The following is a 19173-nucleotide window of genomic DNA, read 5'->3' on the forward strand; positions in this document are numbered from 1 at the left end:
CCGCCCCGCTGATGCCGGTGCCGGACTTCGGCCCGCTGGACCGCATGCAGGGCTGGGTCATGACGGCCGTGATCACGGCACTGGCAGCCATCACTCGGTTCCTCAACCTCGGTTCGCCCACCGACGGCGGCACGCCGATCTTCGACGAGAAGCACTACGCGCCGCAGGCGTATCAGATTCTGGGCAACCACGGCGTCGAGGACAATCCCGGCTACGGCCTGGTGGTCCATCCGCCGGTCGGCAAGCTGCTCATGGCCGCAGGCGAGGCCATCTTCGGCTACAACGGGCTGGGCTGGCGGTTCAGCGGCGCGGTCTGCGGTGTCGTCATCGTGCTGCTCGTGGCGCGCATCGTGCGCCGCATGACGCGCTCCACACTCATCGGCGGCATCGCCGGGCTGCTGATCATCGCCGATGGCGTCAGCTTCGTGTCGGCACGGACCGCGCTGCTCGACGTGTTCCTGGTGGTCTTCGTGGTGGCGGCGTTCGGTGCGCTGATCGTCGACCGCGACCAGATGCGGGAGCGCATGCACATCGCGCTGCTGGAGGGCCGCATCGGCGAGACGGCATGGGGTCCGCGGCTGGGCGTGCGCTGGTGGCGCTTCGGTGCGGGCGTGCTGCTGGGCCTTGCCTTCGCGACCAAGTGGTCGGGGTTGTACTTCATCCTGTTCTTCGGCCTGATGACGCTGGCGTTCGATGTCGCGGCTCGACGCCAGTACCGGGTACCGCGGCCGTGGTTGGGGACGTTGCGCCGCGATCTCGGCCCGACGGTGTACGCGATGGGCCTCATCCCGCTGGGCGTGTACCTTGCGTCGTTCGCGGGATGGTTCGCCTCCGAGACCGGGGCCTATCGGCACGAGGAGGGCCGCACGATCGGTGACGACGGGTTGCTGCCCAACGCGATCCGGTCACTGTGGCACTACACGTACTCGGTGTACACCTTCCACTCCGGGCTGACCAACGCCGACGGCAACCACCATCCGTGGGAGTCCAAGCCGTGGACGTGGCCGATGTCGCTGCGGCCCGTGCTGTACGCGATCGATCAGGACAACATCGCGGGATGCGGCGCCCAGTCCTGCGTCAAGGCCGTCATGCTGGCAGGCACGCCGGCCATGTGGTTCATCGCAGTGCCGGTGCTGGGCTGGGCGATATGGCGGGCCTTCGTCAAGCGAGACTGGCGTTACGCCGCGGTCCTGGTGGGCTACTTCGCGGGTTTCCTGCCGTGGTTCGCCGACATCGACCGGCAGATGTACTTCTTCTACGCCGCGCCGATGGCCCCGTTCCTGGTGATGGCGATCGCGCTGATCCTCGGCGACATCCTGTACGCGCCAAGGCAAAATGCGGAGAGACACACCCTCGGCCTGTTCGTGGTGTGCTTCTACGTCGCGGCGGTCATCACAAACTTCGCCTGGATGTTCCCCATTCTCACCGGCCTGCCGATCTCCCAGGCGACGTGGCACATGCAGATCTGGTTACCGTCCTGGCGCTAGCCGCGGCGTGAAACTGCGCCCAGGGTCGTGATTTCGAGTTATCCACAGCCCTACTCGCAGTCTCACCGCGACGGCGGAGATTTGTCGCCCAGGCTGTCGAGTATGGCCGCATGCGGGAGATCTTCGTCGGCAGCGAGCGACTGGCGAGCGGACGCCTGACGAGGAGCCAGCTGCGCTGGAACTACGCCGCGATCTTCCCGGGCGCCTACCTGCCGAAGACCGCCGTCACCGATCTGCGATCGCGGATCGCCGGCGCGTGGTTGTGGTCGGGTCGCGACGGGATCATCGCCGGACGCGCGGCGGCGTCGTTGCACGGTGCGAAGTGGATCGACGATGTCACGCCGATCGAACTCATTGGGGGACGCGACCGCTCGCCGAACGGCATCATCATGCGCAACGAGAGGATCGACGCCGACGAGGTCGTCGAGATCGGCGGGATGCTGGTGACCTCACCCGCACGCACCGCACTCGACCTCGGCCGCCACCTTCCGCGCGATGACGCGGTTCGACATCTCGATGCTCTGGCGGGGGCCTGCAACGTCACCGCAGCCGAAGCGCTCTCGCTGACCTCCCGGCATCGTCGGGCGCGTGGACTCCGTCGCGCGGGAATCGCACTCGACCTGATGGACGCCGGCGGACAATCGCCAAGGGAGACCCGACTGCGACTGTGGTACATCGACGCCGGCTTTCCTCGACCCACCACGCAGATCCACGTCACCGATGGCTTCGCGAACGCGTTCCTCGACATGGGTTGGGAGGAGCCCATGGTCGGCGCCGACTACGACGGCGAAGAACACCGCAGTAGTCGCCCTCGCTACGTCCACGACATCGGCCGCAACGAACTCGTCAGGCGCCAGGGCTGGATCGACCTGCACGTCGTGGCCGAACACTCGCGGCGATTCGTCATCACGCGGACCGCAGATGCGTTCGCGCGACGCGGCCATCACGTGAAACTGCGCTGAGGGTCGCGCCTGCGCGCGGATCACGACCCTGGGCGCAGTCTCACGGCAGACGTGGGAGGGGGGTGGGCTAGAGCGGGTCGCGGGCGGCGGGGCACGCCATGCACCGCGGACCACCGCGGCCGGTGCCCAACTCCGAGGCGGCGATCGCCAGCACCTCGATACCCGAATCCGCCAGCCGCGCATTGGTCTCGGAGTTGCGCTCGTAGGCGACGACAACGCCGGGCGCCAGGGCCAACGTGTTGTTGCCGTCATCCCACTGCTCGCGCTCGGCGGTCACGGGATCGAGGCCGGTGTCGATGACGCGCAGCTCCTCGATGCCCATCGCCTCGGCAGCCGCCCTGACGAACGGCTGCGCGTCATCGATCCGCACGCCACCCGGGGCGCGGTGAATCGTGAACGCCGACAGGGAGTCGACGATGTTCGGGTACATCACCACGGTGTCGACGTCGACCATGGTGCAGACGGTGTCGAGGTGCATCTGGGCGCGTTCCTGGGCGATCGGCACCGCCAGCACGGTGTGCGCGAGATCGTCGTCGAACAGGCTGCGCGCCAGCGCCTCCGCACCCGCGGGCGTGGTGCGCTCCCCCACCCCGACGGCCACCACACCCTGCCCCAGCAGGAGGACGTCACCGCCCTCGACCGGCGCGGAGCGCGACTCATAGGCCCGGCGCACACCGAGGAATCGCGGATGGTGCGCGTACACCAGGTCGGTCAGCGAGGTCTCGCGGATGCGGGCGGGCAGGGCCAGCGAGGTGATCGCCACCCGCGGCCCGATCCAGAACGACGAGTCGCGGGTGAACAGCAGGTTGGGCAGCGGATCGATGACGAAGTCACCGCCGTGGTGCATGCGCCGCACGAGCGAGAGCTCACCGTGCGGCAGCTCGTTGAAGGTCATGCCGGCCATCAGCACGTGTGCAAGCGGGCCTGCCTCGAGCGAGCGCAGGTAGGCCGAGAGTTCCTGCGCCAGGGGCTGTCCCAGGCGACGCGCATCGACGGCCGCCGAGATGCCGTGCATGCGGGCCGCTCCACTGGACAGCGCCTCGGTCAGCAGGTCGCCCAGGAGCAGCACCTCGACGCCTCGGGCACGCAGCAGCGCGGTGAACGCGTCGTGTTCCTGCTGCGCCTTGGCCACCCACGGCAGGCCGTCGAAAAGCAGCCTGTCGTTGTTGCGCGGTGTCAGTCGCTGCAGTTCGGCACCCGGCCGGTGCACGATGACAGCGCGCAGCGTGCCGACCTCGGAATCGACGCCCAGCTGCGTTTCCGTCACGTCTAGCACCGTAACGCCAATCCACACCTCAACTATCGTTGAGGTCATGGAGACAATCGAACTGACACCGGGTGAGATGTCACACCGCAGCGGGGTGGCGGTCTCCGCGCTGCACTTCTACGAACGCGAGGGCCTGATCCACTGCAGGCGCACGTCGGGCAACCAGCGGCGTTACGCCCGCGAGACCCTGCGCCGCGTGGCGTTCATCCGGATGTCGCAGCGGCTCGGCATCCCGCTGGCCCGCATCCGCGAGGCCCTGGCGACGCTCCCGACGGACCGCGTCCCGACGAGCAAGGACTGGGCGCGCCTGTCCGCGACCTGGCGCGCCGATCTCGACGAGCGGATCCTGCACATGCAACGCCTGCGGGACAACCTCACCGGCTGCATCGGCTGCGGTTGCCTGAGCCTCAAGACATGCTCGCTGGCGAACCCGGGCGACGTCCTGGCCGCACAGGGTCCCGGGGCGGCCAACCTGTGAATTCGAACGCCTGTGCGATAGCATTCGGTCGTGTCCTTGTCGGTTCAGGGGTCTCTCTTCGACTGCGCCGAGCGGCGTAGCCTCGGCGACGGTGCGTGGATCGACGTCCGCGCCGGTTGGCTGGGCGACCACGACGAGCTCTTCGACGAGCTGATGGCGTCGATACCGTGGCGCGCCGAGCGTCGACAGATGTATGACCGCGTACTGGACGTCCCCCGTCTCGTCAGCTTCCACGACCTCACCGCCGAACCTCCCCCGCATCCGGGCCTCGCCAGGCTGCGCGTGCGTCTCAACGACATCTACGCGCGCGATATGGGCGAGCCCTTCACTACCGCCGGCATGTGCCTGTACCGCGACGAGACCGACAGCGTGGCGTGGCACGGTGACACCGTCGGCCGCAGCAGCACCGAGGACACCACGGTCGCCATCGTCAGCCTCGGCGCGACAAGGGTTTTCGCCATGCGGCCCCGCGCGGGTGGCCCCTCGCTTCGACTGCCCCAGGGGCACGGTGACCTGCTGGTCATGGGCGGCTCGTGTCAGCGCACGTGGGAGCACGCGGTGCCGAAGACCGCCCGGCCCAAAGGCCCCCGGATCAGCATCCAGTTCCGCGTACGCGACGTGCGCTAGGACCCGCGGATGGCGGCGACGGCCGACACCAACAGGTCGCGGGCCCGCTGAGTGTCCACCTGACCCACGGGCTTGTCGGGGAGCACCAGGGGGTTGGCGGTGACGATCACCAGGTACTGACCGAAGCCGGCAACGTAGTTGTAGAGCTCGCCCGCGGCGGGCTTGCCGTTCACCATCGTCTGCACGACGCGATGCGTGCCCAGGGTGTGGGCGTCGGAGATGGTCGGCGACTCGGCCACCTCGACGAGACCACGGGAGCCCTGCCCCGCGAAGGCGACCTTGTGGCAGCCCTCGCCCGGCTCGGGCAGCGGGATCTCCTCGGATGTCTCGAGGGCAATGGTGATGAACCGGTTTCCCGCACCCTCGGCCGTGACCGCGGCCATATTGCCCTTGAGACCCTCGGGTACCGCCAGACCCGTGGCGAACTTGGCGCAGTCGGCCGGATCGAATGTGACGCCCGGCGGAAGCGATTGCGGCGCAAGCAGACGCGGGTCAATGCCCGTCGGATCCACCTCTGTCACCTTGAACTCGGGGCCGAAGCTCGATGCCAGGTCGACGACCTTGGCGATATCGCCCGACGCCGCATCGGATCCGCTCGAGCATGCCGCGAGCAACACGACACTCATCAGGGCCACCCACGTCCTCGACATCGCCGCCAATCTACCCGCCGGAGGCCGGCGAACCGCGCAGCGCCGACACGGTCGAGGTCAGCAGCTCCGCGGCGAATCCCGGTCCGAGCGGCGCACCGGTGGACCCCGGGTCGGTGACGACGGTGACGTAGGTGATGACGTCGCCCAGATAGGCGGTGAAGGTGTCGGCGTGGGAATGGGTTTCGGTGCCACCCTCGACGACGGTGGCGGCCTCGGTGCGCAGGCCGAGCGTCGACGCGCCGTCGACGGCGGGCGCGTCGATTGTCTCGACCTTCGCGGTGGTGCGCCCCGTGACCACCGAGAACGTGCCGCACTGTTCGCGCAGCAACTCGTCCAGACCGCTGGCCACCGAGCCCGCCACGGCGTAGACGATGCCGCCCGGCCCCGACGCCGACCACCCACGGACGGTCGCCGCGTCCAGCGGCGGGTCGACCAGCGGGGTGCACTGCGGCGGCTCGACCGTCCACGGTTCGCCCAGACCCCAGAGCGCCACCGGAGCGGTGCGCCCGGCGAGGTCGCTGACCTCGTATCCCGGGGGCAGATCGCTGCGCGCCGCGCCGATCCTCGCCGGTTCGGCGACCGCGGCGTGCGCGGGGAGCCCCGTTGTTGCAGAGGACGGTTCGGGCGCAACGGATGAACCGCACGCCACGCAGAGGACTGCCGCCGAACAGAGGGCGGGTACGCGCACGTCGTCTTGATATCACAGCTACGCTGACCCGCACCGATGTCGGCTCAGGACACGCCGCCAGCGGAGACGCGAGGAGGATCTGAGCCACATGTGCACGCGAGTCTTGTGGAATACCAACCAGTTAGCAGTGCTATCAGGCCGAAGCATGGACTGGCCGGAGTCCACTGAGCCTCTGATCGTGGCGTTTCCGAGGGGCCGCGCCCGCGACGGCGGACTGCTGCTCACCGAGGTCGTGGTGCCCGACAACCCGCTGCGGTGGACGAGCACCCACGGCAGCCTCGTGACGACGGTCTACGGGCTCGGCACCGTCGACGGTCTCAACGAGCGTGGGCTGGCCGTCCACGCGCTGTACCTGAAGTCCACCGACGTCGGACAGCGCGACACCGCGCTGCCCGGTCTGCACACCGGCGTGTGGGCGCAGCACCTGCTCGATCAGGCCGCGACGGTGTCCGAGGCACTGGAGCTGATGGACGGCGTCCAGCTGGTGATGGTCGGCGCCAACGGTCACGACGCCACGCTGCACCTGGCCATCGAGGACGCCACCGGCGACAGTGCCATCCTCGAACTGGAGGCGGGCAAGCTCGTCGTGCACCACGGCCGCGAGTTCACGTTGATGACCAACGATCCCACCTACGACGAACAGCTCGCGCTGCTGTCCAAGCAGGACTTCTCCCACCCCAGCCGCGACATGCCGCTGCCCGGCAACGTCAATCCCGTCGACAGGTTTCAACGCGCCGCCTACTACAGCGCTCTGCTGCCTGAACCCACCAGCGAGCGTCAGGCCGTCGCGAGCGTGCTGGCCGTGATGCGCAACGTGTCGGTACCGTTCGGCGCGCCGTACGGCGAGTTCGGCGTCTACAACACCGAGTACCGCACCGTGTGCGATACGACGAACCGCCTCTATGTGTTCGAACTGAGCACCAGCCCAAGCACGATCTGGGTTCAGATCTCCGGGCTGGACCTGAGCGAGGGCGCCCCGACACTGGCGGTCGATCCCCACGACGAATCACTGTCAGGCGATGTCACGGGGCGGTTCACGGCCTACGACATCGGTTTCTGACACCGCGGGCTCGTTCTGCGTGCTTTTTCGGTTTGCTGACCGTAGGCTCAGGCTGTTTTTCCACGACAGGAGACTGCATATGCACACGTTCACCAAGGCCGGCGGTGCTGCGGTCGCCGCCGTCGCGTTGACCCTGACGCTCTCGGGCTGCGGATCGGACTCCAAGACGGAGGCCACGTCGTCGTCCCCGTCGTCGACCAGCGAGACCAGCGAGACCAGTGCTGCCGCGCCCACCTCGGCGGCACCGTCCACCGCCAACGAGACCATCGCCGACTACATCAAGAAGAGCGGCATCACCGAAACTCCTGTCAAGCGTGGAGATCCCGGTTCGCCGACCCTCGAGCTGCCGATTCCAGCGGGCTGGGAGGACGCCGGCCAGCGGACCCCGCCGTACGCGTGGAGCGCAATCCTGTTCACGGGCGACCCAGCGATGGCCACCGACCCGCCGACGATTGTCACGCTGATGTCGAAGCTGACCGGTGACGTCGACCCCGCACAGATCATCGAGTACGCGCCGGGCGAACTGAAGAACCTGCCCGGATTCGAGGGCGGCGACGGTAAGACCGGCACCCTGAGCGGATTCGACACCTACCAGATCGGCGGCACCTACGTCCGCGACGGCATAAAGCGCATGATCGCCCAGAAGACCATCGTGATCCCCGGAGCGGACGGCCTGTTCGTCGTCCAGCTCAACGCCGACGGCCTCGAGGACCAGATCAATCCGCTGATGACCGCCACTGCTGAGATCGACGAGAAGACCGTCATCACGCCATGACCGCGGCACAGCCACCGCGACCGCACCATCCCGAGAAGTACGCGGAGTCGCAGAGGAAGACGTAGTGAGCCTCTTCGACCACGCGGGTGGCCTGCATGTTGCGGTGGTACCGGACGCGGTTCGGCCGCGCCAGTCAGTCACCGCGACCGTCACCAATGACAGGCCCCTCGACAGGGTCGACTCGGTGCGGTTGGAGTGGGGTTATGACAACTTCTACCGGTACCACGGTGGTGAGCGCGATGCCGAGGACTGGGTCTGCGTCAGCCGCCTCGACGTTCCGGTGATCGCGGGCGAGTTCGCCGGAACGACATCGACTTTCACGGTGCCGTCGTGGGCGCCCGGATCGTCCGAACAGATCGCCCGGTGGTCGTGCCGGGTGGCGATCGAACGCGGTGGGCGTGATATCGGCACCCGCGGGGACTTCACGGTCTTGATCGGGGTCGAGGACGTCGACCCCGTGGAGGCGCTCGAGGCGCCGATGGAGCGGGTGTCGGGTGTCGCGGAGACCGATGTCGAGATCGTGCTGGCCGCATCGGTGTTCAGGGCAGGCGACACGGTGTCGGGTCACGTGGTTCTCACCCCTGCCGCCGACCTGCCCGACGGTGATCTCGCGGTGCACTGGCAGCGCCACCGCGAGTCTCATCCCCTGGTCCGCCAGCCCGGCCAGTTAAGTGCATTGGACGGGCCAATCATCAATCTGGGCAATGCAATTGCACTAAAGGCCGGATCCCCGCTGACGCTGCCGTTTCAACTCGCGCTGCCCGACGACGCATCCCCCACGGCCGACGCAGTGCATTCGTCGCTGTCGTGGTTCATCGCGGCGAGGATGCTTTACGCGGATTCCAGTGGCCACATTCCGGAAGAGGTACGCCGAGGAATCATCCTGGCGAACGCTTGACGCCGCAGCGTCACGCCCGCGAGATCGCCGACGCCTCAGCCACCTGCTCCGCCGTCGGCCGCACCCCGGTGTAGCGCTCGAACTGTTCGGCTGCCTGCAGAGCGATCACCTCGGCCCCGGTGATGACATGGGCGCCCGCCGCGCGGGCCGCGGCGATCAGCGGTGTCTCCGACGGGAGCACCACCACGTCAAACACCGTGTTCGCCTGGGCGATGGTCCATTCGTCGAAGGCCCGTTCGGTGGACTCCGGTCCGCCCGCCATCCCGATCGGCGTGACGTTGACGATGATCGCGGCAACACGGTCTGCCACCTCAGGGCTGTACTCGTAGCCGAGTCGCGCCGCCAGTTCGCGTCCCGCGTCGGCGTTGCGGGCGACGACGGTGCCGGTGTCGAAACCGTAGTCGTGGAAGGCCGCGCCAACGGCACTGGCCATTCCACCGCTGCCGCGGATCAGCACCGTCGACGACGGATCCAGCCGATGGTCGTCTATCAGGCGTTGCACGGCAAGGTAATCGGTGTTCGAGGCCACCAGGTGTCCGTCATCGTTGACGATCGTGTTGACCGAGTTGATGGCCCGCGCCGATGCCTCGACCTCGTCGACGAGGTCGATGACGTCCTCCTTGAACGGCATCGACACCGAGCATCCGCGGATCCCCAGTGCGCGCACCCCGCCGATCGCCGCCGCGATGTCGGTGGTGGTGAACGCCTTGTAGATGAAGTCGAGTCCCAGCACGTCGTACAGGTGGTTGTGGAATCGGGTGCCGATATTGCTCGGCCGTGCTGCCAGCGAGATGCACAGCCGCGTGTCCTTGTTCAACAGCGGTCTGTTGCCGGCCGCGCTCGCCATCAGCCCAACGCCCGCATAACTTGTCGCGCCAGGGATCTGATCTCGCGGTAGACCGTGGGCGGCAGGGACAACTCGCGCAGAGTGGGCACGTCGATCACCGTAGTCACCACCCCGAGGTCATCGCGATGCCACAGGGCGCCGTAGCGCTCCAGGATCGCGCGCATGGCGTAGTTGTCGGCCAGCACCCGGGCGGTGAACTGATGTACGCCGTCGCTGCGGGCCGCCACGGCCAGGGCGGCCATGAGGAATGTGCCGATCCCCCTGCCCTGATAGTCATCGCCGACGATGAAGGCCACCTCGGCCACGCTGGAGTCGGCCCCCTCCCGGACGAATCGCGCGTCGGCGACCACCGGTCCATCCGGCCCATCGGTCATCACCCAGACGAAGTGATCGACGTAGTCGACCTCGAACAGGTAACTCATCAGCGTCGGAGTCGGTTTCTGCATGCTCTGAAAGCGTCGGTACAGCGTCTCGCTGGAGAACTGCACCGGTCCATGCACCGTGCGCTCGTTATCGCCGGGCAGCACCGGCCGCAGGTACATCTGGCTCCTGTCGCGCAGCGTGACGGGAATCGGCTTGGCGTGGGCCGCCAGCCGTTGGCGCGCCGTGCGCACCAGGTGCGTCATCATGCACGGCACGTCGAGCATGGTCGCGAAGGCCTCGCGGCCCCCGATCCACCCACTGAGCGGTTCGGCGGCCTTCACCGTCGCCGAACGAGGCGTATCGCGCATCAGAGCGATCTCACCGACGATCAGACCGGGGCCGACAGTGCCGACGGTGGTCACGCCCTCGGCATCCGAATGCGAGACCTCGGCGTGGCCGGAGGCGATCAGCAGAAATGAGACGGCGTCCTCGCCCTGACGCATCAACACCTCGCCGGGCACGGCGGACAGCGGTCGCAGTTGAGCCGCCAGCGGCCCCAACGATTCAATCGGGCAGCCGGCGAAGAACCCCATGTCAGCCAGTTCGTCGGGGCTGACAGTGTCGGAAGCCGCCACGTCCCGAGGCTACGGCGGGTCCGTCGCTACCGGCAAGGAAGTGGCGAAACCCGTCAGCCGGGCAGGCCCTGCTCCTCAAGCGGCAACGGGGCCGGGCCCGTTATCGCGGGCGCCGCCGCGGGGATCGGCGCCTCGCTCGGCGCAGTGGTCGCGGTCACGGTCACCCCGGTGCTCATATCACCGGCAAAGGTCTCCGAGTTCGCAGATCCCTGTAGTACGCCGACGGTGATGGCGGCCGCCGCGACGGCGACACTGCCGACGATCACCGCGATTGATTTTGGTTCTCTTGCAGTCACGTTCACGTTTCGTATCTCCTGGTGTCCGGGATCCCTTGCGGGTGACATCCCACTCGGACCAACCCGGATCACGGCGCCCGTCATTCCCAGCCGCGAGAGAAATTTTGATCGCGGTCACCGATGTGAGACGCGAATCACCACCGGCACGACCACCCAGAACACCGCAAAGGCCGCCATCGCAACGCTGCCCGCGATGTAGGCGGTCTGATGGCCCGCCACCGCGTCGAAGACGATGACGGTCATCCCCACCAGCGCCGCGCCCAGAAGCAGCAGTCCCGCGTAGGCGAGGCGATGCGCCGCCGCCACCAGGGATGCGAGCCGGCGCTGCCGGAACAACACCCGATGCATTCCGACCGGCGCGACCAGCAGGACGGTGGCCGCCACCGCACAGCCCACACTGACCAGGTACACAATCCTCATGCCCTCGTCGAGCAGGTCGAATCGGGGCTGAAATGGAAGGGTCAGCATGAACCCGGTGAGCAACTGGACACCGGTCTGCACTACCCGAAGCTCCTGCAGGAGACTCGACCAGTTGCGGTCCAGTCGCTGGACTTCCGTCTCACCACGGGCATCGCGATCCCAGGCCTGATTGGCCCGCGGATGGTCGACGTCCATGACCAACCTCCGGACGGTTCTTCGTGTCTCAGTGATTCCGGAGTTTTGCGACCAGGCGGTCCTTCGTCAGATCCGAGTAGCCCGATAAGCCGAGTTCCCTCGCGCGCTTCTTGAGCTCGGGGACAGTCCAGTCGTCATACGATCCGGACTCGCCACCCTTGCGCCCGACGGCCGACTTACCGCGCGCGGCGGCGGCATTCGAGATGCGCGCGGACTTCTCCTTCGAGTTGCCCTGCTTGCGCAGTTCCTCGTACATGTCCTCGTTCTTGAGCGACGGATTGGGCATCGTCCTCACACCTCCATACCTCGGATTGGAGAGGGATTCCCGCTGCCGCCGTAGGCAAACAGCGGAATCCGTCGTGCGCCGGTACCAAACCGGGGTTCACCCAGAGGCGTCGGGTGCGGCTGAAAACGCGCTGATCAGGGACTATTAGAAGCCACTAAGGGCCATTGTCCCGCCACCGATTTCGCACTACGCTCAACTGGAGGTTGAGACCCCAGCCCCGCACACAACGACATCGGACCCGCAATTCACACTGCGGCAGTGGCCCACAGCGGGCCGACACTCTTGCACGTCATCGCGGATGGATTTCTGGACATGTCACTTGCACATCACCGTAGCCGGGGCACATCCCGGCGCCGCGGCACGCACTTCACCGCGCGGCCCATCGGTTCCTATATCTCGCTGCACACCGTCGAGGGCGAGATCGACGCCTCGAATGCGACCACCCTGTCGGACTTCGTCGAGCACAACCTCGGCGCGGCCAAGCGACTGATCCTCGATCTGCGCGGGCTGACCTTCTTCGGCACCGCTGGGTTCTCGGTCCTGCACCGAATCAACGTCTCGTGCTCGCAACGCGGTGTGAACCTCGTGGTGCTGCCGAGCGACGAGGTCAACCGGCTGCTGCGGATCTGTGACCCGGCCGGCGCACTACCCGTGGCGCGCTCACTGCAGGGCGCGATCCACACCGCGGTGCGGCCGCCCCGGACACATCTCAGACTCGTTGCGCACCAGACAACTACCGGCTAGAACGACCGTCAGCGCCCGGACCGCCTGATGCGGAACTCGGCGCGGTAGCGGCGGCGCTGCTCGGCATCCGCATGGGTCCTGAGCAGGCCTCTGTCATGCCGTCCGGAATGCATCATCAGCATCAGGCCCCCGCCGAGCAGAAGCGCTGCCGCGCCCGTCAGGATCAACGCCGGGCTCGCGTAGCCTCCGCCCGCAGCAACCAGCAGTGCGCCGACCGACGCGATGCCGACGATGACGAGGACGAGCCCCACAAGGGGCTCCCAGAAGTCGGTGGGATGCGGCCCACTTCTCGCCATGGCACCATCCTCAACTGGCTGGAGGCGGAGCCTCGGCGTGCGGATGTCCGGCGGCCCACCTCAGCTCCTGTTGCCGGACGCGTCGGTGCGTGACGAAGAGCCAGGCACCGCCCACGACGTAGGCGCAGACGGCGATGATCGCAGCGACCGAACCCGCGGTGGCGGCGCCAGAGGCGAAGGCCGCAAGTCCGAAGACCATCGCCATCACGCCGAGTGCCAAGATGACCAGACCAGGGGCGTTGGTGCCGTTCTTCATCGTCTCGCCCGCGTGCTGCCGCGTCGTCCTGGCGTGATCGATCGGATCCTTGGAATCATCACCCATGTCGGACTCCCTCCTGCGCACCCGTCGCGCGCGCACTCCGTCGGATACCCGGTGCCGATCACGTGAAACGCCGAGCGAGCGACGTCAGGCCGCGATGAGCTTGCGGGCCTTGTTGCGGCACTTCCTCGCCTGCTGGCGCGCGCGCTCGGCAGTGTTCTGATGATCTCCGAGTACAGATTGAATTCGCTTGTAGGCCTTGATCTTGCGAATACCGGGTGGTGTGGATGGTCGCGACGTCGACGAGATCCGTGCCGGTGGTCAGGCCGCGCAGTAACACGCTGAAACGCAGAACGACGCCGGGTTTCGGTGCGGAGGGTACGGGGGTAGCCATCTCCCACCGAATTCACCCGATCCCGGAGGCGACTCAATGGCCGCGTCATCCACCGCACGGAACGTCGGAGACACGTCACAGGACTCCTCCTCGCCAGAGGGTCATCGCCGGCGGACCATCCTGAACTGGGTGCTCGCCGCGTTGCTGATCCCCGGCGCGCTGGCCGTCGTCGGGTACGCCTACCTACAGGTGCTCGGTACGGCGAGATGCACCAGCAACACGTGCACCGAACTGGGACCGAACGAGACCACCTTCGGCCTGATCCTCTACGGCACGCCCGCGGTCGCGGTGCTCGCCGTGGCGGTCTCGGTGTTCACGGCCCGTCGCCGTTGGGGCATCGTCGTGCCGGCGTTCGGCTGGGCGCTGCTCGCCGCCGCGGCACTGGTGTTGGCCACGACCTTCTAGCGGCTGACAGATGCGACGGCTTGGCGGTGCTTGACCGTCTCCGAGCGCACGGTGGCGTCACCATCGTCGCCGGCCGCAAGTCCAACCCGCCGTACGCAGGGACTTCGGAAATTCAGTCGAAGGGGAACGACATGGTGACGGTGGTCCCCGCCGCGGTGCCATCGACCGACATTCCACCGCTCACCGCCCGCATCAGCGGAACCCCACGGCCACGCACTCGCGGGTTCGGATCGGGTGTCTTCCAGGAGCCGGAATCTGTTATCTCAATACAGATCTCGCGGCCGTTTACCTCTGCGCTCACCGACATCGGGCCTGCCGGCCTGCCGCGGTACCCGTGTTCGATGCTGTTGGTGCAGGCCTCGTTGACGACGAGGGTGATGTCGGCGGCGAGTTCCTCGGGGATGCTGACGGCCCGCAGCCAGTCGGCCAGGCGGGCACGGATGTCGGCCAACTGATCCGGTGTCGCCACCACCTCGAGCCGCAGCGCAGTGGGCGGCCGCCGATACACCACGATGGCCACGTCATCGTCGAATCCACCAGGGGGCGTCTGACTTCCGAGCATCGCGTCGGCGACGTCCTCCGCCGAGCAGCCGAGGGTGTCGACCAGGATGTCACCGGCACTGCGGATTCCGTCATCGATCACCAGGCCGCGGCGCTCGACGAGACCGTCGGTGTAGAGCATCAGCGTGGCACCGGGCTGCAGCCTCGTCGATGCCTGCGGACGGGTGATGGGATGCTGCACCGCCAATGGCACCGCACTTGCCTCGGTCAACATCTCGATGGCGGCGTCGGGTGCGGCCAGCAGTGCGGGCGGGTGCCCAGCGCTGCTGTAGGTCAGATCGCCCGTCGCCGTGTTGAGCGTGCCGACGAACACCGTGGTGAAGTAGGCACCGGGTATGACCATGGCCGCGGAGTCCAGTTCCTCGATCAGCCGGGCGGGTTCAGCGCCGTTGACCAACAGTGCGCGCGCCGAACTCCGGAGCTGGCCCATGACCGCGGCGGCGCCCAGCCCACTGCCCACGCAGTCCCCCACGATGATGCCGATCCGATCGTCACCGATCACCAGCACGTCGTACCAGTCGCCACCGACCTCCAGCGGCGACACCGCAGGTTCGTAGCGCACCGCGAATCCGACCGGCGGTCTGGTGGTCGGCATCATGGCGCGCTGCAGCGTCAGGGATGCCTCGCGGGCCGCCTCGAACTGACGCACGTGCTGCACGGCGAGGCTCAGATGGCCGACCAGCGCCGCGACCAGGAGCCTGTCCTCGTCGCTGGTCAGCCGTGGCTGCGCGTACTCCAGCCACAGCGCCGTGTCGTCCGCGCCGGACAACACCGTCATCATGCCCGTCGACAGCGGGCTTGCCTCCGACGCTCCGACCGGTTCGACCGACAACGGCGGCCACCGCCGGGCACCGTCGAACGCGACCTGCAGCGCGGCATCGAGGTCACGCCACGCGGTGCTGCGATCGGTGGCCTGGACGATGGGCTCCGCGCCGGCCCGCGTCCACCGCACCACCACGATGCGCGTCACGTCGATCGCGCGGCACTCGTCGAGCAGGATGTCGAGCACCTCGGTGACGCTGGTGGCCACGCCGATGTCCGTTGCGAAGCGGACCACCGCACTTCTGCGCGCCTCCGCCGCACGCGCTGCGGTGATATCGCGGATGGTCCCGACGTAGGCGCCACGGTCATCCCCGTCCGAGGTCACCGCGTTCATGCTCACCGCGGCCCACGTGATGCGCCCGTTGCGGTGCTGGATCGGGGTCTCGGACTGCAGGGTCCCCTCAGCGACGAGCTGACGAAGCCGCTGTGCGGCCACCTGTTCGTCGACCAGCCACGGGTAGGGCCAGCGGTAGGGCAGACCGTCGGCCCCGCACCCGGTGATGTTGGCGAAGGCCTCGTTGACCTCGGTGACGGTGCCGTCGCGCTCCACGACGAAGAACCCCTCCTGGAGCGAGTTCACCAGCGCGGTGCGGAACGCATCACGGTCGGCGAGGTCATCGGCCCGGGCACGCTGCTGCGCGTAGCGCTCGGCACCGTCCAGATAGCCGCCGGTCGCGACGTCGAAGGTGGCGAGCGTCTGGAGCAGAAACGGCAGCGCCGCAGCCGGGGACGCCGGCTGCTGCTCGACCACCCGGGAGTGTTCCTCGATGATCTCGAGCAGGCTGACCTTCTCCTTCAGCGCCCGTCGGCCCAGTTCGTGGCCAACGGCCAGGCTCGCCTCCTCACCATCGCTGAGATACCGCCGCAAGGCCCGCCCGTAGCTTTGGAAGAAGTCGCCACCCTGCATCAGAGAGTGCCTCGGTGCCTGGCAACGAGGACGAGCGCGTCATCGGTCACGCGGCAGTGTTCCCGCAGAATCCGTTCCGCAATCGTCTCGGCGGGTGCACCGAAGTCGACCGCGTCGAGATGGTCATCGGTGATGCCGTCGCTGGTCATCACCAGCAGGTGGCCCGGGCGCATCTCGACCGAATCTGACGAGTGGACGCGCAGCGACTCAGAACCCACAATTCCGCCGGCCAGAAGTGCCGAGGAGCTCGTCGCCAACCCGCTCGGTGCACGGGCGACGAGATTCGCGGCGACGTTTCCCACGCCCACCCACCTCACAGTGCTGGTCGTGAAGTCGATGCGGGCCAGAGTCATCGCCGCGCCACGGGTGCTCGCCAGCTCGCGGTGACAGTGCGTCACCATCGCCTCGAGGGACTCACCCCGGTGCTCGCCGACAACGGCGGCCGCGCGTCGTGCCGCCACCGCCGCGGCGGGGCCGTGACCGAGTCCGTCGATCACGCCGAAGACGGCGGCCCCCGAGCCGGCCGCGACGGCGATGGCCTGATCACCGGACGCGTCCTGCCCAGGCAGTGGGCGCGCGGCGACTGCCCACTCGATGGGTCCGATGCGTCCGCTGTCGTTCACCGCTCCGGCGTCCATTTCCACATCTCGATGACGGTGCCGCGGCCGGGCACCGAGTCCACGGTCAGCCTGTCCATCAGGCGTCGAGCACCGGGCAGCCCCAGCCCGAGGCCACGACCCGTCGAATAGCCCTCCTCCATGGCGCGATCGACGTCGTGGATTCCCGGGCCCTCGTCCTCGGCGCGCACCACCAGCGCACGGCGCCCGTCACGGACCTGCACGTCGATGCGGATGGCGCCTCTGCCTGCGTAACTCGTGATGTTGCGGGCTATCTCGGAGATGGCGGTGGCGATCATCGTGACGTCGGTCAGCGAGAAGCCGAGGTCCCGTGCGAGCTGGTTACCCGCCTGTCGCGCGGTGACGATGTCGTCCGAGTCGTTCACGTCGACGACGGTGACGGCGGGCTGTTCAGTCGTCAATGTCTCGGCCGATCACCGGTTCTCGACTCGATGCCAGTTGCCGGTGCAGCAGCGCCAGCCCCTCCTCGAGATCGAGCGCGGTGTGCATCCCGTCAAAGACGAGTCCGAGCTGCACCATCGCGAAGGCGACCTCGGGCTGTAGACCCACGATCACGGTGTCCGCGCCACGCAGTCGAGTCATGTGCGCGATGGTGCGCAACGACCGCGCCGCATAGGAGTCCATGACATCGATCGCCGTGACGTCCACGATGATGCCGCGCGCGCGGAACCGGCTGACCCGCTCCATCAGGTCCTGGCGCAGCCGCTCGGTATCGGAGTCGGTCAGGGCCGCCTGCACTGTCGCGATGAGGATGGCGCCCTGCTTGAGGATGGGTACTGGCATGAGATTCCGTGACCGTCTGGCGAGCTACTCGCCGGCGCGAGTGACCTCGTAGCCGAGAAGGCGTTCGGCCTCCTCGATACCACCCTGCAGATCGCCGACCGCGTTCATCTTCGACAGGTCCAGGCCGATCGTCACCAGGGTGAGCGCGATGTCAGAGGACAGGCCCGTGATGATGACGTTGGCGCCCATGAGACCCGACGCGTCGACCGTCTGCACCAGGTGGTTGGCCACCGTCGAGTCGATGGTCGGCACACCCGTGATGTCGATGACGACGACCTTGGCGCGGTTGGCGCGAATCGCCCGCAACAACTGTTCCGTGAGCTGGCGGGCGCGGGGGCTGTCGAGCACGCCGATGATCGGCAGAATCAGCAGTTGCTCGCGCACTTGGAGCACCGGGGTGGACAGCTCGCGGATGGCTTCCTGCTGCTGACGGATGATGCGCTCGCGCTCCTGAACGAAGCTGACACCCACGGTGTTTGCGATGCGGTTGGCGGCTGGCTCGTAGGCGTCGAGCACGCGGTTGAGCAGGTCGAAGTCGGTCTGGTACTTCTCGAACAGCGAGCGCGCGAGGACGTCGCGCAACAGCAGCACGATGCCGAGCACCTCGTCGGTCTCGACACCTCGGGGAATGATGCGCTCGGACAGGTCGCGGGCGTAGGCCTGCAGCGCCTCAACGCTGCCCGTCTCGAGCACCTCAACGTAGTTGTCGTAGACCGCGGTGGCCTCGCCGAAGAGTTCCTCGGGTGTCATCGCGGTCAGCAATTGCGCCTCGGTGATGCGGCGAGCCCACTCCTCGCGGAGCACGGTGCGGTTCTGCCTGAGGTGTTTGACCAGTTGAGGTAGCAAACCCTCACCGGATACCGCATCGATCGACAATTCCTCAGACATTCCGCTCTCCCACCGGGCCGTGCACGACTCTGCGCATCGCCGAATTCGACATTAGCCTGACGACACCCGGCGAGCCGAGGACTCGAATTATCTCAGCGGGTGTCGGCGGGCACTAGGCTCGCGCAGGGAATGGTGTTGTGATGCGCCACGGGAGAGGGAGGGATGGCCGTTGTCATCAGATGATGGGATCTCGACCTCTGTTGAGCGACGGGACGATGTCACCGTACTGACGGTCGACGGTGTGGTGGATCTCGCCACCGCGCCAGCCCTGGAGAACCTCTTGACTGAATTGCTCGACGACGGTCCTGGCGGCGTGGTCATCGATCTCACCGCCGTGACGTTCCTGGCGTCCGTCGGGCTGCGGATCCTTGCCGAGACGCACGAACGACTGGGCGGTTCGCGCAGATTCGCCGTGGTGGCCACCGGCCCGGTGACGGCACGGCCGATTCAACTGACCCGCCTCGACGAGTTCCTCGCCCTCTACCCGTCGGTCGAGGCCGCTCTGACAGGTCTGCGCGACGCTGCGCAGTAGGGACGCACTG

General features: G+C 67.5%; 25 protein-coding genes. 10 read left to right on the plus strand and 15 right to left on the minus strand.

Annotated features, from left to right (window positions below; all coding sequences use genetic code 11):
• Positions 1-11 precede the first annotated feature (11 nt).
• Both ABIA65_RS09955 and ABIA65_RS09960 read left to right on the plus strand, forming a co-directional pair.
• Positions 12-1487, plus strand: coding sequence for a dolichyl-phosphate-mannose--protein mannosyltransferase (locus ABIA65_RS09955; RefSeq protein ID WP_354523752.1), 1476 nt, complete (start codon positions 12-14; stop codon positions 1485-1487).
• A 110-nt stretch (positions 1488-1597) separates the two neighbouring features.
• On the plus strand, positions 1598-2449 hold the full coding sequence (locus ABIA65_RS09960; protein WP_354523421.1) for a hypothetical protein: 852 nt from the start codon (positions 1598-1600) through the stop codon (positions 2447-2449).
• Between the two features lie 67 nt (positions 2450-2516).
• Here ABIA65_RS09960 and arcA read toward each other — a convergent pair whose 3' ends face one another.
• Positions 2517-3764 (minus strand): arginine deiminase, encoded by a 1248-nt coding sequence (gene arcA / locus ABIA65_RS09965; protein WP_502919542.1) that lies wholly within the window; start codon positions 3762-3764, stop codon positions 2517-2519.
• On the opposite strand from arcA, the gene soxR reads away from it, so the two are divergent.
• Both soxR and ABIA65_RS09975 read left to right on the plus strand, forming a co-directional pair.
• Positions 3763-4194, plus strand: a complete 432-nt coding sequence (gene soxR, locus ABIA65_RS09970; RefSeq protein ID WP_354523423.1) for a redox-sensitive transcriptional activator SoxR — start codon at positions 3763-3765, stop codon at positions 4192-4194. The two genes, arcA and soxR, sit on opposite strands and share 2 nt — an antisense overlap.
• A 30-nt stretch (positions 4195-4224) precedes the next feature.
• Positions 4225-4821 (plus strand): alpha-ketoglutarate-dependent dioxygenase AlkB, encoded by a 597-nt coding sequence (locus ABIA65_RS09975; protein ID WP_354523424.1) that lies wholly within the window; start codon positions 4225-4227, stop codon positions 4819-4821.
• Here ABIA65_RS09975 and ABIA65_RS09980 read toward each other — a convergent pair.
• Entirely contained in the window at positions 4818-5471 is a 654-nt protein-coding gene (locus ABIA65_RS09980) for a DUF5642 family protein (RefSeq protein WP_354523425.1), read from the minus strand. The genes ABIA65_RS09975 and ABIA65_RS09980 overlap by 4 nt on opposite strands.
• 10 nt (positions 5472-5481) lie before the next feature.
• Positions 5482-6159, minus strand: a complete 678-nt coding sequence (locus ABIA65_RS09985) for a DUF5642 family protein (protein ID WP_354523427.1) — start codon at positions 6157-6159, stop codon at positions 5482-5484.
• A gap of 88 nt (positions 6160-6247) precedes the next feature.
• On the opposite strand from ABIA65_RS09985, the gene ABIA65_RS09990 reads away from it, so the two are divergent.
• From ABIA65_RS09990 to ABIA65_RS10000, 3 genes are all read left to right on the plus strand, one after another.
• Positions 6248-7219 (plus strand): bile salt hydrolase, encoded by a 972-nt coding sequence (locus ABIA65_RS09990; protein WP_354523428.1) that lies wholly within the window; start codon positions 6248-6250, stop codon positions 7217-7219.
• A 79-nt stretch (positions 7220-7298) separates the two neighbouring features.
• Positions 7299-7994 (plus strand): envelope biogenesis lipoprotein LpqN, encoded by a 696-nt coding sequence (gene lpqN / locus ABIA65_RS09995; protein WP_241403476.1) that lies wholly within the window; start codon positions 7299-7301, stop codon positions 7992-7994.
• Positions 7995-8058: 64 nt separating this feature from the next.
• The gene (locus ABIA65_RS10000) at positions 8059-8892 is read left to right on the plus strand and encodes a hypothetical protein (RefSeq protein ID WP_354523429.1); all 834 of its coding nucleotides are present in this window, start codon (positions 8059-8061) and stop codon (positions 8890-8892) included.
• Between the two features lie 10 nt (positions 8893-8902).
• Here ABIA65_RS10000 and ABIA65_RS10005 read toward each other — a convergent pair whose 3' ends face one another.
• The 5 genes from ABIA65_RS10005 to ABIA65_RS10025 all read right to left on the minus strand — a co-directional run bounded on the left by ABIA65_RS10005 (position 8903) and on the right by ABIA65_RS10025 (position 11934).
• Positions 8903-9739 (minus strand): shikimate 5-dehydrogenase, encoded by an 837-nt coding sequence (locus tag ABIA65_RS10005; protein ID WP_354523430.1) that lies wholly within the window; start codon positions 9737-9739, stop codon positions 8903-8905.
• On the minus strand, positions 9739-10737 hold the full coding sequence (gene pat / locus ABIA65_RS10010; RefSeq protein WP_371746976.1) for an acetyltransferase Pat: 999 nt from the start codon (positions 10735-10737) through the stop codon (positions 9739-9741). Before pat ends, ABIA65_RS10005 begins: the two co-directional genes overlap by 1 nt.
• A 53-nt stretch (positions 10738-10790) precedes the next feature.
• Positions 10791-11033, minus strand: a complete 243-nt coding sequence (locus tag ABIA65_RS10015; protein ID WP_354523431.1) for a hypothetical protein — start codon at positions 11031-11033, stop codon at positions 10791-10793.
• 114 nt (positions 11034-11147) lie between these two features.
• Complete coding sequence (locus ABIA65_RS10020; protein ID WP_241403472.1) at positions 11148-11648, minus strand: DUF6328 family protein; 501 nt, start codon at positions 11646-11648, stop codon at positions 11148-11150.
• Between the two features lie 28 nt (positions 11649-11676).
• Positions 11677-11934: a DUF7218 family protein gene (locus tag ABIA65_RS10025; RefSeq protein ID WP_241403471.1), complete on the minus strand. Its 258-nt coding sequence runs from the start codon at positions 11932-11934 to the stop codon at positions 11677-11679.
• A gap of 312 nt (positions 11935-12246) precedes the next feature.
• Here ABIA65_RS10025 and ABIA65_RS10030 point away from each other — a divergent pair, with 312 nt between their 5' ends.
• Positions 12247-12678, plus strand: a complete 432-nt coding sequence (locus tag ABIA65_RS10030; protein ID WP_241403470.1) for an STAS domain-containing protein — start codon at positions 12247-12249, stop codon at positions 12676-12678.
• 8 nt (positions 12679-12686) lie between these two features.
• Here the strand turns inward: ABIA65_RS10030 and ABIA65_RS10035 are convergent, their stop codons facing one another.
• Positions 12687-12974 (minus strand): hypothetical protein, encoded by a 288-nt coding sequence (locus tag ABIA65_RS10035; protein WP_241403469.1) that lies wholly within the window; start codon positions 12972-12974, stop codon positions 12687-12689.
• A gap of 10 nt (positions 12975-12984) precedes the next feature.
• Positions 12985-13296 carry a protein UsfY gene (gene usfY, locus ABIA65_RS10040; RefSeq protein ID WP_241403468.1) on the minus strand — a complete coding sequence of 104 codons (312 nt, stop codon included), beginning with the start codon at positions 13294-13296 and terminating at the stop codon, positions 12985-12987.
• 367 nt (positions 13297-13663) lie between these two features.
• Here usfY and ABIA65_RS10045 point away from each other — a divergent pair, with 367 nt between their 5' ends.
• Positions 13664-14032, plus strand: coding sequence for a hypothetical protein (locus ABIA65_RS10045; protein ID WP_354523432.1), 369 nt, complete (start codon positions 13664-13666; stop codon positions 14030-14032).
• Between the two features lie 112 nt (positions 14033-14144).
• Here the strand turns inward: ABIA65_RS10045 and ABIA65_RS10050 are convergent, their stop codons facing one another.
• From ABIA65_RS10050 to ABIA65_RS10070, 5 genes are read right to left on the minus strand one after another with little or no spacing between them, the layout of a single operon-like run.
• Positions 14145-16322, minus strand: a complete 2178-nt coding sequence (locus tag ABIA65_RS10050; protein ID WP_241403466.1) for a SpoIIE family protein phosphatase — start codon at positions 16320-16322, stop codon at positions 14145-14147.
• Positions 16322-16945, minus strand: coding sequence for a SpoIIE family protein phosphatase (locus ABIA65_RS10055; RefSeq protein WP_354523753.1), 624 nt, complete (start codon positions 16943-16945; stop codon positions 16322-16324). The genes ABIA65_RS10050 and ABIA65_RS10055 overlap by 1 nt, the downstream gene beginning before the upstream one ends.
• Positions 16942-17325, minus strand: a complete 384-nt coding sequence (locus ABIA65_RS10060) for an anti-sigma regulatory factor (RefSeq protein WP_371746975.1) — start codon at positions 17323-17325, stop codon at positions 16942-16944. Before ABIA65_RS10060 ends, ABIA65_RS10055 begins: the two co-directional genes overlap by 4 nt.
• 25 nt (positions 17326-17350) lie before the next feature.
• The gene (locus ABIA65_RS10065) at positions 17351-17743 is read right to left on the minus strand and encodes an STAS domain-containing protein (protein WP_241403464.1); all 393 of its coding nucleotides are present in this window, start codon (positions 17741-17743) and stop codon (positions 17351-17353) included.
• A gap of 24 nt (positions 17744-17767) precedes the next feature.
• Positions 17768-18631 (minus strand): STAS domain-containing protein, encoded by an 864-nt coding sequence (locus ABIA65_RS10070; protein WP_241403463.1) that lies wholly within the window; start codon positions 18629-18631, stop codon positions 17768-17770.
• Positions 18632-18800: 169 nt separating this feature from the next.
• Here ABIA65_RS10070 and ABIA65_RS10075 point away from each other — a divergent pair, with 169 nt between their 5' ends.
• The gene (locus ABIA65_RS10075; RefSeq protein WP_241403462.1) at positions 18801-19163 is read left to right on the plus strand and encodes an STAS domain-containing protein; all 363 of its coding nucleotides are present in this window, start codon (positions 18801-18803) and stop codon (positions 19161-19163) included.
• Positions 19164-19173: the final 10 nt, after the last annotated feature.

The sequence above is a fragment of the Mycolicibacterium sp. 624 genome, assembly GCF_040548615.1.
In the GTDB taxonomy this organism is placed as follows: Bacteria; Actinomycetota; Actinomycetes; order Mycobacteriales; family Mycobacteriaceae; genus Mycobacterium.

Bases quoted from the DNA above. Each gene is read 5' to 3' on its own strand.
- ABIA65_RS10005 (WP_354523430.1), bottom strand. From the start codon at position 9,739: ATGGCGAGCGCGGCCGGCAACAGACCGCTGTTGAACAAGGACACGCGG.
- ABIA65_RS10025 (WP_241403471.1), bottom strand. From the start codon at position 11,934: ATGCCCAATCCGTCGCTCAAGAACGAGGACATGTACGAGGAACTGCGC.
- ABIA65_RS10070 (WP_241403463.1), bottom strand. From the start codon at position 18,631: ATGTCTGAGGAATTGTCGATCGATGCGGTATCCGGTGAGGGTTTGCTA.
- ABIA65_RS09960 (WP_354523421.1), top strand. From the start codon at position 1,598: ATGCGGGAGATCTTCGTCGGCAGCGAGCGACTGGCGAGCGGACGCCTG.
- ABIA65_RS10020 (WP_241403472.1), bottom strand. From the start codon at position 11,648: ATGGACGTCGACCATCCGCGGGCCAATCAGGCCTGGGATCGCGATGCC.
- ABIA65_RS09980 (WP_354523425.1), bottom strand. From the start codon at position 5,471: ATGTCGAGGACGTGGGTGGCCCTGATGAGTGTCGTGTTGCTCGCGGCA.
- ABIA65_RS10035 (WP_241403469.1), bottom strand. From the start codon at position 12,974: ATGGCGAGAAGTGGGCCGCATCCCACCGACTTCTGGGAGCCCCTTGTG.
- ABIA65_RS09990 (WP_354523428.1), top strand. From the start codon at position 6,248: ATGTGCACGCGAGTCTTGTGGAATACCAACCAGTTAGCAGTGCTATCA.
- ABIA65_RS09955 (WP_354523752.1), top strand. From the start codon at position 12: ATGCCGGTGCCGGACTTCGGCCCGCTGGACCGCATGCAGGGCTGGGTC.
- ABIA65_RS10045 (WP_354523432.1), top strand. From the start codon at position 13,664: ATGGCCGCGTCATCCACCGCACGGAACGTCGGAGACACGTCACAGGAC.
- ABIA65_RS10065 (WP_241403464.1), bottom strand. From the start codon at position 17,743: ATGCCAGTACCCATCCTCAAGCAGGGCGCCATCCTCATCGCGACAGTG.
- soxR (WP_354523423.1), top strand. From the start codon at position 3,763: ATGGAGACAATCGAACTGACACCGGGTGAGATGTCACACCGCAGCGGG.
- ABIA65_RS10050 (WP_241403466.1), bottom strand. From the start codon at position 16,322: ATGCAGGGTGGCGACTTCTTCCAAAGCTACGGGCGGGCCTTGCGGCGG.
- lpqN (WP_241403476.1), top strand. From the start codon at position 7,299: ATGCACACGTTCACCAAGGCCGGCGGTGCTGCGGTCGCCGCCGTCGCG.
- ABIA65_RS10030 (WP_241403470.1), top strand. From the start codon at position 12,247: ATGTCACTTGCACATCACCGTAGCCGGGGCACATCCCGGCGCCGCGGC.
- arcA (WP_502919542.1), bottom strand. From the start codon at position 3,764: ATGACCTCAACGATAGTTGAGGTGTGGATTGGCGTTACGGTGCTAGAC.
- usfY (WP_241403468.1), bottom strand. From the start codon at position 13,296: ATGGGTGATGATTCCAAGGATCCGATCGATCACGCCAGGACGACGCGG.